The 13,313-nt window shown below is 60.9% G+C and carries 9 protein-coding genes; 5 read left to right on the top strand and 4 right to left on the bottom strand.

Annotation, left to right across the window (positions count from 1 at the left end; genetic code table 11):
* The coding region (locus tag LJY18_RS19975; protein ID WP_238043792.1) for a VCBS domain-containing protein at nucleotides 1–2,511 on the top strand (2,511 nt) is incomplete at its 5' end.
* A 175-nt stretch (nucleotides 2,512–2,686) separates the two neighbouring features.
* On the opposite strand, the gene lapD is transcribed toward LJY18_RS19975, so the two are convergent.
* From lapD to LJY18_RS19995, 4 genes are all read right to left on the bottom strand, one after another.
* Entirely contained in the window at nucleotides 2,687–4,627 is a 1,941-nt protein-coding gene (gene lapD, locus LJY18_RS19980; protein WP_238043793.1) for a cyclic di-GMP receptor LapD, read from the bottom strand.
* Nucleotides 4,628–4,636: 9 nt separating this feature from the next.
* Complete coding sequence (lapG, locus tag LJY18_RS19985) at nucleotides 4,637–5,347, bottom strand: cysteine protease LapG (RefSeq protein ID WP_238043794.1); 711 nt, start codon at nucleotides 5,345–5,347, stop codon at nucleotides 4,637–4,639.
* Nucleotides 5,348–5,632: 285 nt separating this feature from the next.
* The gene (locus tag LJY18_RS19990; protein WP_238043795.1) at nucleotides 5,633–6,034 is read right to left on the bottom strand and encodes a YbaN family protein; all 402 of its coding nucleotides are present in this window, start codon (nucleotides 6,032–6,034) and stop codon (nucleotides 5,633–5,635) included.
* Nucleotides 6,035–6,049: 15 nt separating this feature from the next.
* Nucleotides 6,050–6,637, bottom strand: coding sequence for a UPF0149 family protein (locus LJY18_RS19995; RefSeq protein WP_238043796.1), 588 nt, complete (start codon nucleotides 6,635–6,637; stop codon nucleotides 6,050–6,052).
* Between the two features lie 155 nt (nucleotides 6,638–6,792).
* On the opposite strand from LJY18_RS19995, the gene recQ reads away from it, so the two are divergent.
* The 4 genes from recQ to LJY18_RS20015 all read left to right on the top strand — a co-directional run bounded on the left by recQ (nucleotide 6,793) and on the right by LJY18_RS20015 (nucleotide 13,280).
* Nucleotides 6,793–8,919, top strand: a complete 2,127-nt coding sequence (gene recQ / locus LJY18_RS20000; RefSeq protein ID WP_238043797.1) for a DNA helicase RecQ — start codon at nucleotides 6,793–6,795, stop codon at nucleotides 8,917–8,919.
* 165 nt (nucleotides 8,920–9,084) lie between these two features.
* The gene (locus LJY18_RS20005) at nucleotides 9,085–9,525 is read left to right on the top strand and encodes a MarR family transcriptional regulator (protein WP_238043798.1); all 441 of its coding nucleotides are present in this window, start codon (nucleotides 9,085–9,087) and stop codon (nucleotides 9,523–9,525) included.
* Nucleotides 9,525–10,928 carry a DHA2 family efflux MFS transporter permease subunit gene (locus tag LJY18_RS20010; RefSeq protein WP_238043800.1) on the top strand — a complete coding sequence of 468 codons (1,404 nt, stop codon included), beginning with the start codon at nucleotides 9,525–9,527 and terminating at the stop codon, nucleotides 10,926–10,928. Before LJY18_RS20005 ends, LJY18_RS20010 begins: the two co-directional genes overlap by 1 nt.
* Nucleotides 10,929–11,225: 297 nt before the next feature.
* Nucleotides 11,226–13,280, top strand: a complete 2,055-nt coding sequence (locus tag LJY18_RS20015; RefSeq protein ID WP_238043802.1) for a FimV/HubP family polar landmark protein — start codon at nucleotides 11,226–11,228, stop codon at nucleotides 13,278–13,280.
* Nucleotides 13,281–13,313: the final 33 nt, after the last annotated feature.

Genomic DNA, 13,313 nt, shown 5'->3' on the forward strand with positions numbered 1-13,313 from the left:
GTGACCGTGGCCATCGGTAGCCTGGCCGACAGCAGCTTCGCCGGCACCAACGGCACCCTGACCATCACCGGCTACAACGCGGCCACCGGGGTGGCGACTTACAGCTATGAACTGACCAGCCCGGCCACTGACGGGGTGGGGATCGAAAGCGACAGCTTCAGCCTCAGCGTGTCCGACGGCACGACCAGCTCGGCGCCGGCCAGCCTGGTCATCGAGATCGTCGACGATCTGCCCAACGCGGTGGACGACAGCAACAGCGTGGCCGAAGGCGCGGAGGCCGCGATCAGCGGCAACGTATTGGTCAATGACCTGCACGCCAATGGCCAGCCGGGGGCGGATACGCCGACCAGCTTCGTCGGCTGGGCTGGCACCTCGGCCAGCTATGGCAGCTTCAGCAACACCGGCAGCGGCGGCTACAGCTACCTGCTGGACAACGCCAACCCGGCGGTGCAGGCCCTGGACAGCGGCGAGACCCTGACCGAGACCTTCAGCTACACGATGCAGGACGCAGATGGCGATCTCGACACTGCGACCCTGACCATCACCATCACCGGCACCAACGACGGGCCGCAGTTGAACATCGACCCGGGTAACGGCGGGGCCAACGACCAGGTGTTCGAAGCCGGCTTGGCGACCGGCTCCAATGCCGCCGGCAATGGCGAGTTCGCCAGCGGTACCTTCACCCTGAGCGACGCCGACGGTCTGGACGATATCCAGAGCGTGACCATCAATGGCGTGACCGTAGCCATCGGCAGCCTGGCCGGCAGCACCTTTGCCGGTACGAACGGTACCTTGACGGTGACCGGCTACAACGCGGCCACCGGGGTGGCGACTTACAGCTATGAACTGACCAGCCCGACCACTGACGGGGTGGGGATCGAAAGCGACAGCTTCAGCCTCAGCGTGTCCGACGGCACGACCAGCTCGGCGCCGGCCAGCCTGGTCATCGAGATCGTCGACGATGTGCCGCAGTTCATCTCGGTCATGGATGCAGTACTGTCGAGCGCTACGACTGTCGCCTTCGACGGATTCTACAACGCCACCTTTGGCGCAGATGGTTTGGATTTCTTGTCAGTGGCGTTGAGTGCGGGGGGCACATATAGCGGCGATCCAGTCAGCTTTGTGCAAACGGACACTGCTGAAATGGGAGTGACCAAGGTAGATGTGACAACGACGGATGGTCTGAACACGGTGCTGTTCAGCTTCTACTACACAACGACAACTAATGCGGTGTCTGATGGCGGTGACGGCAGTGTAGAGTTTCAGGCCTTCAGCAGCCTGGATAATCCAGAAGGCAGTCAGTTCTTCACTCTGACGGTTAATCCGGATGGTACCTATACGTTCGATATGGTTTCGAATACGGTGATTTCGACTACGACGGTCACGGGGGAGGACTTTGGTGCTTTCGGTCCTGTTGGTGAGATATCGACAGTTGATGGCTCGCTAACCATTTATGCTGGCGATGAGGATTCCAGTGAACCGGTCAACGCGTCGAATAATGGTATTGGCATAGACAACCCGACAATTGGGGCAGGCGAATGGATGCTGATGGACTTCCAACATAAGCAAAGCTTAGTCAGTTTCAATCTACAGCAATGGACTGGGCCTGCCTCGGCGGCTGTACTTATGCTTGCTTTCGATGGTGTGGCATTTGATTTCAACGATGCTGAGCTAGGAGTGCAGAATCTCTCGGTACCAAAAGGAAGCGAACGAATCACAGTTATTGTTGATGCTGATCAGGCAGGAACATGGAGTTTTGATGCTCTTAGCAATACCTATTTCATTTATGTTGGGACTGGGTTTAACGAACTTCAGCTTGACTACGTGAGTGGCTCGCCGAACTTTAATATCAATAACATAACGTATGACCAAACCATCACGGTCGAAGATCTGGCGATTAACTTTGATCTCGCCGCAACGGATCGAGACGGTGATACGACGCTCCTTGACGACGAACTGACAATTACCATGCTTGATCCCAATGCCGTGGTGTCTGCGTCTATCGACGGAACCGATGCCGATAGCGGTGTGGTGTTGGTTGGCAATGGTGAGATGGACACACTGATTGGTGGCGCAGGTGGCGACATCCTGATCGGCGAGAATGATGATGATCTACTGATCGGCGGCTTGGGTGACGATCTCATGAGCGGTGGTACGGGTGCCGATATCTTCAGGTGGCAGGCCGGGGAGAGCGGCACCGATACCGTCACCGACTTCGTGGCGGGCTTCAACTCGGGGGGCGACCAGTTGGATCTGTCTGAACTGCTGGTGGGCGAGCATGGCGCTTCCAATGATCTCGGCAATCTGCTCAGCTATATCGATATCTCCCTGTCCGCTGGCGACACCGTGCTCAAGGTCAGCAGCACCGCGGTTGCGGACCCTGCTGCCGCGGCTGAGCAGACCATAGTGCTCGATGGTGTCGATCTGTACGCCAGCTACAACGTGGGCAACGAGGCTGACCTGATGCTGAGTATGCTCGGCGATGGCACGCTGAAGGTCGATACCGTCTAAGGCTTCGGACAGTCTGTAGGGCGGGTGAAACCCGACATGGGTGCAGGCATATGTGAAGACTTGGCGGGTTGCATCCGCCCCACGAGGTTGGAAAAAGCGAAGCCGCCGCAAGCCGGGGGGGATCCCGGATTGCGCTGGGGGCTATCCGGGCTACGGGGCTGCGGGCGTCGGCAGGTCAGCGCGGCGCAGGCGCGCCGATTAGCCTACCCATGGCGCCGTGGATGCCCAGTTCGCACAGCACTGCAAGTTCTCCTTCGGTTTCCACCATCTCCGCGATCAGCGGCAAATCGATGCTGTTGGTGGCACGGAAGATTGCCTCGATGAACAGGCGTTTGTCGCTCTCCCGGTCGATGGCGCGGATGTAGCTGCCGTCGATTTTCAGGTAGGCCAGGCCCAGGTGGGTCAGGTTGCCGATCAGACTGAAGCGTCCGCCGAAATGTTGCAGGCCGAGCTGGAAGCCGGTGTCGCGGATGCGCTGGCTCAGGCTTTCGAACTCGGCAGGTCTGGGTAGATGATGTTCGTCCACTTCGAGGGTCAGCAGCGCTGCCTGCTGGGAATGCTGTCTGAGTATGGCGAGCAGGCGTGCCAGGCTTTCCGGTTCGTGGAGGGTCTTGCTGGACAGGCTCAAAGCCAGGGGCTGCGGGTGCCGGGCGAGGTGCGCCAGGCTGTGTTCGAGCATGGCCAGGTCAAAGCGTGCGGACCAGCCCAGGCGCTCGATCCAGGGCAGGAAGCGTCCGGCGACTATGGTTTCGCCCCGTGGGTCGAGCAAGCGTGCCAGGACCTTCTGATGCAGCACATGGCTGCGATCGGTGCATTTCACCACCGGCTGGAAATACAGCTGCACTTTGCCATTGAGCAAGGCGTCATCGATCAGCTGGCGCCATTCATGCAGGCCTTGGCCGGGCTGGCTGGCGAATTCGATCAGGCGCCCCCATGGCAGGCTCGGGTCGCTCTGAGCCTGGGCCAATGCCTGGTCGGCCCGGGCCAGTACCTGGCCGATGGCTTCGCCTGGTCTGAAGACGGTCATGCCGATGTGCGCCACCGGTGCGCAGTCGCTGGCGTCGGTTTGCCGCAGGTTTTCCAAGTCTTCGTGGAGTTCGCGCGCCAGTTGCTCGGCCTCCAGACGGCCGTGGCCGGGTGCGAGTACGGTGAACTCACCGCCGCGACTGCGCGCGGCCAGCCAATGAGCGCGGGTGGGCGGGTTGAGCAGGCTCTTGAGCAGTTCGGCGATGGCGACTATCAGTGCATCGGTGCGCTGGCCGCCCCAGCGCTGGTTGAGGCCGGCGAGGTCATTGACCCGCAGTACGATCAGATAGCCTTCGGCGCTCTGCTCCGTGACTGTTAGCAGGTTGGCCAGGCGGATGTCGAAAAGGCGTCGATTGGCCAGGCCGGTAAGGCTGTCCTGATAGGCTTCTTCGCGCAGCTTCTCGCTGCGGGCGGCTTCTTCGGCGAACAGCGCCTTGAGCTTGTCCACCATCTGGTTCATGGCCAGTACCACACGCTTCAGTTCGGGAGTGCGCGGTACCTTGGGCAGGGTCAGGAATTCGCGGCGGGTGATGGCCTGGGCCTGCTGCACCATGCTATCCAGCGGGCGCAACTGGCTACGCAGCAACCAGCCGCCGAGAATCGCGCTGACCAGGCCGCAGAGCAGCAGCCAGAGCAAGCTGCCAATGGCACTGTCCCACAGCTTGGCGATGGCGAACTGCGGGTGGCTAAGCACTTCGACCCGGGCCGCCTGCTCCCAGCCGCGCATGATCAGGGCATCGCCAGCCTGGGGCTGCAGGTCGACCAGGCGGACGAACCAGCGGGGTACCTGGTTGGTGTCGGTATCGCTCTGTCGCTCCACCATGACCCGCTCGTCAGGGATGCTTAGCACGCGGATGCTGGTGAAGTAGCCGCTGTCAAAAATCGAGCTGACCATCAACTCGATCATCGCCGGATCGTCCACATGCGGCGTCAACGATAGGCCGAGCGCTGTGGCTGCGTCCTGGGCGTGAGAGCCCAGTTGGCTGATCAATTGCTCGCGGGAGTTTTCAACCCCAGCAATGAAACTGCCGGTGAAGGCCACCACCAGGAACAGGCAGATGGCAAGAAACAGTTGCTTGAGCAGGGACATGACGTTCTCCTAACCTTCGCCAATGGCGAAGCCCTCTGTGTGCATTTTTTTCAATAAATCCTGCCAGCGCGAGAGTTTCTTGCTGTCGCTCTTCTTGCTGCGCGAGCCTGGCAAATACAGGCCTTCGGCATTGAAGGCATACACCGGCAGCAGATCCTGGCGCTGTGAGGCGGGACGGATTTGATTGATCAGGTTGTCCAGCACCAGAGGCTCGGCGGCCGGGCTGGAGTAGTAGGTCAGCACCATATGCGCCTGGTTCAGCCTGAGGGCCTTGACGTAGGTAATACGCAGCTTCTCACTGGAGATGCCAAGGCGGCGCAGGCTGAAGTACTTGGCAATGGCGTAGTCCTCGCAGTCGCCGGCACCCTTGATCAGGGATTCGATGGGCGTGGCCCAGTAGTCGACCTGCTGCCAGACGCGGATGTCGTCGGCGAAGCGAATCTGCCGGTTGAAGAAACGATTGACGTTGTCCAGCTTGACCTGTTCCGCGAGGTGGGCGCTGTCCTTGAACAAGGTTTCCCAGGCCAAGATCCGGACTCTGGCGTTGCCCAGGTTGCCGTAGCGTTTTTCGGCGGTATCGATGAGCCGACTGAAGTTCCAGTAGGCCCAAGCGGCCACGGCCTGGCTCAGCCCGATCAAGGCGCCAAGCAACAGAACCTGCGCAAGCGCCAGCCAATGCCCGCGCTGTTGCCATCCTGGAATGCGCTGCCATGGCCACATCTGTTGCTTCTCCGCCAATGATGGCTGGAGTTTAGGCGGCATCCCGCGGTTTTGCCGTGCATGGCCTAGTCAGGGCTTGTGAAAATATCGAGCTCCGCAGCGAGGCCATCCAGGTGCCCGCGGCAAGGTGCAGCGCTGCACCTTGCAGAATGGCGTTCCGCTCGTCGCGCAGCGACAGCCCGCCAGGATTTGGTTCGCGTCGGTGAACCAGTGGCGCACTGCCTGCGGCGAGCGAAGCCCTACGGATCGCAGTGCGCCTGCTCAATAGCTGGATAGCGCGCGCGGTCAACGCGGGTTGGGCAAGGTTTTCTGCCTGAGGATATAGAGGCTGACCAACAGTGCGCTGGTCAGCATGAAGGCGCGTGCCCAGAACAGGGGGACCAGGTAGCAGGAGAGGGCGATGCTGAGCCACATCAGGCTGATGCTGTAGACCTTGGCCTTGAGCGGGATGCCCTGGCCTTCGAGGTAATCGCGGATCCAAGGGCCAAGCCTGGGATGCATTACCAGCCACAGATAGAAGCGCTTTGAACTGCGTACAAAGCAGGCGGCGGCCAGTAACAGGAACGGCGTGGTTGGCAAGACGGGCAGGAAGATTCCGATCACCCCGAGTGCTACGCACAGCCAACCCAGGGTGAGCAGTGCGTAGCGAATCAGCGGACTACGGTTTTCCTTTACGTCACGCGCCATGACAGTGGCGCAGACTCAATGGTGACGGGGTTTGAGCAGGGCTGGCTTTTCTTCCGGGGCATGGCACAGCAGAAACAGTGCAGTCAGCAGTTCGGGAATTTGCTCGACCATGCTGTCTACTAGGTCGCGGTCGCTGGCGATCTCGGCGAACTCTGCCTGCTCTTCGAACAAGCCGGAGGCGACCATGATCGGCAATAGCAGTTCGCTGACTTCGTCTTCGGCATCGTCGAACCAGGCGGCTTCACGCAGGAACACTCCTTCCATGAAGCCGATGCACCAGCCGCGCAGATCCGAGTCGTCCGGGTCGTCGCCGAGATCGAGTTCGCAAGGCACTTCCGGATCATCGTCGCTGGCCAGTTGGCGGGCGATATGCGTCTGCAGTTGCACCAGGGTGGCTTCGATATCGTCGCGCTCCTCGTCGCTGCGGTAATGCGGTGGCTCGGAGAACAGAGCATCGATCCACTCACGCTCCGGTACCGGGTCTGGACAGATCGACAAGGCGGTGAGGTAGCCGTGGGCGGCCACGTAGTCCAGAGCCTCTTCGTGCAGCTCATCGGCGTCGAGGAAGGCTTGCAGGCGGGACAGTTGCTCGGCGAAGGACATCGTGGGGCTACCTTGAAGAAGTAAACGAGGATGGATTCTAGTCCAGACCTGCTGCAGCGGCCATAGTTCTAGAAGAATGCGCAGCGAAAAAACAGATCAAAACTCAGTCCGGTAAGCAGGTGCGTATAATGCGCGGCTCGTTTCGGAGACCTTTCATGCTCGACCACGCACTGCGCATCCTCAAAGACGTTTTCGGTTATGACAGCTTCCGTGGCCGCCAGGGTGCGATCATCGAGCGCGTGGCGGGCGGCGGCGACGCCCTGGTGCTGATGCCGACGGGGGGGGGCAAATCGCTGTGTTTTCAGGTGCCGGCCCTGCTGCGCGAGGGTTTGGCGGTGGTAGTGTCGCCGCTGATCGCCTTGATGGACGACCAGGTCGCCACCCTCGACGAGTTGGGGGTGGCGGCAGTGGCCCTGAATTCAACCCTGAATGCCGAGCAGCAACGCGAGATCGCCGAGCGGATCAACCGCGGCGAGATAAAAATGCTCTACCTGGCCCCGGAACGGCTGGTACAACCGCGCATGCTGGCGTTCCTGCAGCGTCTGGACATCGCCCTGTTTGCCATCGACGAAGCGCATTGCGTGTCGCAGTGGGGCCATGACTTCCGCCCGGAATACCTGCAGCTGGGCCAACTCGCCGAGCTGTTCCCCCGGGTGCCGCGCATTGCCCTGACCGCCACGGCGGATATGCGCACCCGTGAAGAAATCGTGCAGCGCCTGCATTTACAGGATGCCGAGCGCTTTCTCTCAAGCTTTGACCGGCCCAATATCTTCTACCGCATCGTGCCCAAGGAGCAGCCGCGCAAGCAGTTGCTGGCTTTTCTCGCCGAGCGCAAGGGCGATGCCGGCATCGTCTATTGCATGTCGCGCAAGAAGGTCGACGATATGGCGGCTTTCCTCTCCGAGCAGGGTTTTCCGGCGTTGCCTTACCACGCCGGCTTGGCCAACGAGCTGCGCGCCTACCACCAGAAGCGCTTTCTCAACGAGGAAGGCCTGATCATGGTGGCAACCATCGCCTTCGGCATGGGCATCGACAAGCCCAACGTACGCTTCGTTGCCCACCTGGACCTGCCCAAGTCGCTGGAAGCCTATTACCAGGAAACCGGTCGCGCCGGCCGCGATGGCCTGCCGGCGGACGCCTGGATGGCCTATGGGCTGCAGGACGTGATCTTTCTCAAGCAGATGCTCAACAACTCCGAAGGCGACGAACGGCACAAGCGTGTCGAACAGCACAAGCTCGATGCCATGCTCGCGCTCTGTGAGGAAACGCGCTGCCGGCGGCAGACGCTGCTGGCTTATTTCGATGAGGACATGCCCAACCCCTGCGGCCATTGTGACAATTGCATTGATGGCGTGCAGACCTGGGATGCCACCGAGCCGGCGCGCCAGGCACTCTCGGCGATCTACCGCAGCGGTCAGCGCTACGGCGTCGGTCATCTGGTCGACCTGCTGCTCGGGCGCGACAACGAGAAGGTGCGCGCTCCTGGCCATCAGCACCTGACAGTGTTCGGCGTCGGCAAGGCGTTCAGCGAGGGTGAGTGGCGCTCCTTGTTCCGCCAGTTGGTGGCGCGCGGCTTGGCCGATGTCGACCTTGAAGGCTACGGCGGCCTGCGTCTCTCCGATAGCTGCCGGCCCTTGTTGCGCGGTGAGGTGGCGCTGCAATTGCGCCGCGACCTGAAACCGCAGCTCACGGCAAAGACCTCCAGCAGTGCTGCCAGCCAACTGGTGCGTGGCGACGAGCGCGAACAATGGGAAGCCCTGCGCGCGTTACGCCGCAAGTTGGCCGAGGAACATGCGGTGCCGCCGTATGTGATCTTCCCCGATGCCACCCTGCTGGAAATGCTGCGCAGCAAGCCTGGCAGCCTAGCCGAAATGGCTCAGGTCAGCGGGGTCGGTGCGCGCAAGCTGGAACGCTATGGCGAGGCTTTCCTTGAAGTGCTGGGCGGTAATGCCGAAGCGCCACGAGTGGTGCTCGACCTGCGTCATGAACTGGTCAGCCTGGCCCGTGCCGGCATGACCCCGCTGCAGATATCCAGTCAACTCAAGTGCAGCGAAAAGAACGTCTACAGCCTGCTGGCCGAGGCCATCGGCCGCCAACAGCTATCCCTGGAGCAAGCGCTGGATCTGCCGGAAGAACTGCTCGGCGAGATCCAGGATGCCTTTCTCGATGGTGAAGGCGAGCTGCCGCCAGTGGCTGAAGTCAGCAGGTTGTTCGTCGGGCGGGCCGAGGATGGTGTCTTGTACTGCGTGCGTGCCGCATTGCAGGCCGAGTTCGGCACCTGAGTGCGCCTGGGGCGAGTGCCGATAGCTGGTCTGCGGGACTCGCTTGAATCTCAGGGTGCGAAAGGGTGAAACACCCGAGAGATCCCTGAAGTCTTGCTCTTGGGGGTGTGGTTATGGTTAGCTCACTAATAATTAGTTTTTTATATTTGAAAGAGCCGTTTAACCATGCCGCATACGCAATTGGATCCACATCGTTTCGCCATGCAATTAGCCCAGTTATCCCGCTCCTGGCGCGCCGAACTCGATCGGCGCCTGGTCGGGCTTGGACTGTCACAGGCGCGCTGGCTGGTGCTCTTGCACCTGTCGCGCTTTGAAGAGCTGCCGACCCAGCGTGAGCTGGCGCAAAGCGTGGGGGTCGAAGGGCCAACCCTGGCCCGGCTGCTCGATAGCCTGGAAGCCCAGGGGCTGGTTACCCGGCAGGCAGTACCGGAAGATCGCCGCGCCAAGAAAATCGCTCTGAGCCCGCCGGCGCAGCCGTTGATCGAAAAGATCGAGGCTATCTCCACCCAGCTACGCAAAGAGCTCTTCGCCGGTATAGACGAAGAAGAGCTGCGCCGATGCCAGCAAGTGCACGCACGGATTCTGGGTAACCTGGAAAAACGCTGATGGGGCAAGACCTGGCGGACTTGCAGGCGCGTTTCGGTCCACGCTACCCGCGCTGGTTGCTGGGCATATTGATGATCGGCAGCATGGCCATGGTCCTGGCCTCGACCAGTATCAATGTGGCCCTGCCCGCGATCATGCTGGATTTTTCGATTGGCCGGCCGCAGGCGCAGTGGCTGTCCACCGGTTTTCTCGCAGCCATGACGGCCGGTCTGTTATTGGCCGCTTGGGCGCACTCGCGTTTTGGCGCCAGGCGCACTGCGCAGTTCGGTCTGCTGCTGTTCGTGCTCAGTTCATTGCTGGCACTGGTTGCCCACGAAGCCTGGCAGCTGATTGCCCTGCGCATCGTCCAGGGGCTGTGTGCCGGGATCGTCCAGCCATTGGCAATGGTGTTGATCTTTCGCGTATTCGTTGGCGGCGGTCGAGGCATGGCCTTGGGACTTTACGGCCTGGGGGTGATGGTCGCGCCTACGGTGGGGCCGACCATTGGCGGCTATCTGGTCGATCATTTTGGCTGGGGTGCCGTGTTCTGGTTGCCACTACCCATGTGCGCCTTGGCGATGCTGGGCGGGCAGTGGTTGTTGCCCAGTCAGCGGGATAAAACCACGCCTTTTCTGGATATATGGGCGTTCATTTTGTTGTGTGTGGGCTTGTTTGCCTTGCTCGAAGCCCTGGCCGAGGCTCAGCGCTTTGCCTGGCTTGCGCCGCGAGTCTGGCTGCCTGGCCTGCTAGGTACATTGGCGTTCATTGCTTTTTTCACCCGGAGTTGGCGTAGCGCCAAGCCGCTATTGCCGTTGCGATTGTGGCGTAACCCGGGCTTTCGTAATGCCAGTTGGGTGGCCCTGACCTTGGGTATGGGCCTGTATGGCTCGACCTACCTGATTCCGCTGTACCTGCAAACAGTCGAAGGCTATAGCGCCGGACGCGCCGGTTTGCTGCTATTGCCCACGGGAGTGCTGATGGGCGCCGCTTCATTTGTCGGTGGCTGGCTGAGCGATCGGCAGTCGGCAGCCTTGCTGCTGGTCAGCGGGTTGCTGATTTTCGCCTTGTCTGCTGCAGGTTTCGGTTGGCTTGAGCAAGGCGCCTCGTTTGCCGTGCTGTGCTTCTGGGCCTGTGTCGGGCGGGTCGGGCTCGGATTGCTGTTGCCAGCGCTGAGCACGGGTTCGCTGGACATCCTCAGCGCACATGAACTGGCGCTGGGTGCCGGTGCGATTACCTTCGTCCGACAACTGGGTGGTGCGTTTGGCGTCAACCTCTTGACGTTTTTTCTCGAGTGGCGCCATCGCAGCGAAGGGGGCGACCTGGTTGCCGAAGCCGTAGCATTCCAGCAGAGTTTCTGGCTGATGGCGGCGGTCTTTGCTCTGACTGTGCTGGCAGCTTGGCGCGTGCGCTCGACGAGGCGCTGACAGCCGGTACGCTGCCAGCAGGCTGGGTGGCTGTCTGGGTCATTTTATTGACTACTCTCCAGTGCATTTGCGTATGATGGCCACCTGCCTTATTACTCGGCGAGCACTAACAGGACACCTGTTCAGGCGTGCACGCTGGAAAATCATGGCCATACTCACCTATTAGCCGGGTTCGACATGGAGTGTCTCCCCGACGTACGAATTTGCTGCACCCACTGTTTTCACCACTGACGGATACGCACGCCTAGGCGTGGAGTGGTGTGACGACTCGGGAGCGGAGTCAGCGGGAGAGTTCATATGTCTCGAGTCCGGCAATTGCTGTTCGGCCTTGCTTCAAGCTCGGCATTCTATTCCGGTGTAGTGCCAGCCTTGGGGCTGGGCGAAATCACCCTGCATTCAGCACTTAATCAGCCGCTAGAGGCTGAAATCGAATTGTTGCAAGTTGCCGATCTTTCCAGCGGTGATCTGCTGGTGCGGCTTGCTTCTGCCGATGTATTCAGTCGCTCTGGTGTCGATCGTCTGTTCTTTCTCAATGATCTGCGCTTCACCCCTTTGCTGCGCGGCAGCAAAAGCGTGATTCGTGTGGTGTCGAGTCAGCCGGTGCGTGAGCCCTATTTGAACTTCATAGTCGAAGTGGCGCGGCCCAATGGCGCGCTGCTGCGCGAATATACCCTGTTGCTCGATCCGCCCGGTTCATCGGCCTACCGTACTGTCGCCGCCGTGCCAAAGGTACGGGCAGCGTCCGAGCGGCCGGTGGTTTCGGCAGCGACCGCTGTTGCCACTGCACCTCGCGTTATGCCGGCAGCCGAAGCGGGTGCGCGTTATCAGGTTGTCAGTGGCGACAGCCTGTGGAAGATCGCCGCCGGCTTGCGCGCTGCCGGTAGCCAGACCTCGCAGCAGGCGCTGATGCGCGATATCCATGCGCTCAATCCGCAGGCATTCGGTCGTGGTGACATTAACCGCCTGCAGGCTGGGGCCGACTTGCTGCTACCGGATTCAGCCCAGGCGGGTAGTGCGCCGATTGCCAGTGCAGAAGCCTTTGCGCCAGTCGACCCGCCAGTCGACCCGCAGGTTGAGCAGGTGGCACAAATGCAACGTCGCCTGGATCAGGAGTTGCTCAGCCAGGCAGAGGAGAACCTCAGGCTGCACCAGAGCATCACTGATCTGCAGGCGCAGTTGCAGCAGCTGCAGGAACAGGTGGGCGACAAGGACCGGCAGCTGGCTGAATTGCAAACCCAGTTAGTGGCGCGTCCTGCTCTGGCACCAACGTCTACGGCACCTGTCGCGGCGGAACCTTCGCGGGTTGAGCTAGGCGAGTCAGCCGAGACGCCGAGTCGCAACTGGTTCAGCGTCGCTGCGGCTGCGCTGGTCTTGCTGCTCGCTGGCCTGCTAGGGCTGTTCTGGCGTAACCGGCAGCCATCGTCACCCTTGACTCAACAGGTTCAGCCAATACCCGAGCCTGTGGTGACGGTGCCTGAGCCTGATGCGCCGCTGCTGAAAAGCGTGCCTCCAGCTGCACGGGTCAGCCAGGCAGCGGTTGCTGCAGCTACTCCCCCGGATGCATTGGAAGGCGCGAATATCTACATCGCCTATGGCCGCTTCGGTGAGGCCGCGGTGATCCTCGGCAAGGCGCTGGATGTGCAGCCGGAGCGCAGTGATATTCGCTTCCGTCTGCTGGAGGTGTTGGCCCAGCAAGGTAATGCCCAGGCCTTCGCCGAAGAAGAAGCGAAATTGCGCGCTGCCGGTTTCACTGCGGCGCGTATCGATCAGCTCAAGGCGCGTCATCCCGGGTTGCGCGATGCCTTGGTGACTGGCGAGATGCTGGACGATGCCACGCTGGTGCTGGACGAGCCGCCGTTGCAAGCGCCGGTGCAAGAGGAAGGGCTACTGGACGATGATTTTCAGCTCAATCTGGATGACCTGTCGCTGGACGCGGATTGGGACCTGGTGAGTCCGTTTCCAACCAGCATGCGAAAGCAGGGTGCAGCCTCGGTGCCGGAGTTTTCCGAACGTGACGACGTGCCGGAGGCCTTTGAGTCGGCTGGTCATCGCGATGCACGCAGTCCATTTGCCCAGACCATGCTGGTCGAAGAAGCATCGGCAGATGACTGGTTGCAGGAAGATCTGAGCGAAGGTTTCCTTAACCAACCCCCGGCCGGTGACAGCAACCTGTTGCACGACCTCGATCAGTTGGCCGGGAACCACGATAATCTGACCAAGCTCAACCTGGCACTGGCATACATCGATCAAGGCAGTCTGGAAAGCGCGTGTAACATCCTCAATGAAGTCATCAACGATGGGGATGACGAGGAAAAACAGGAAGCTCGCGAGTTGCTGGCGAAAATTGCCTGAAGGCACGGTTCAAGCCATCAGCAGACTTCAGCT

Origin of the sequence: Pseudomonas sp. MMS21 TM103, from assembly GCF_022132145.1 — a bacterium.
Lineage (GTDB): Bacteria > Pseudomonadota > Gammaproteobacteria > Pseudomonadales > Pseudomonadaceae > Aquipseudomonas.

Coding starts and splice junctions, on each gene's coding strand:
- lapD (WP_238043793.1), bottom strand. CDS start 4,627: ATGTCCCTGCTCAAGCAACTGTTTCTTGCCATCTGCCTGTTCCTGGTG.
- lapG (WP_238043794.1), bottom strand. CDS start 5,347: ATGTGGCCATGGCAGCGCATTCCAGGATGGCAACAGCGCGGGCATTGG.
- LJY18_RS19990 (WP_238043795.1), bottom strand. CDS start 6,034: ATGGCGCGTGACGTAAAGGAAAACCGTAGTCCGCTGATTCGCTACGCA.
- LJY18_RS19995 (WP_238043796.1), bottom strand. CDS start 6,637: ATGTCCTTCGCCGAGCAACTGTCCCGCCTGCAAGCCTTCCTCGACGCC.
- recQ (WP_238043797.1), top strand. CDS start 6,793: ATGCTCGACCACGCACTGCGCATCCTCAAAGACGTTTTCGGTTATGAC.
- LJY18_RS20005 (WP_238043798.1), top strand. CDS start 9,085: ATGCCGCATACGCAATTGGATCCACATCGTTTCGCCATGCAATTAGCC.
- LJY18_RS20010 (WP_238043800.1), top strand. CDS start 9,525: ATGGGGCAAGACCTGGCGGACTTGCAGGCGCGTTTCGGTCCACGCTAC.
- LJY18_RS20015 (WP_238043802.1), top strand. CDS start 11,226: ATGTCTCGAGTCCGGCAATTGCTGTTCGGCCTTGCTTCAAGCTCGGCA.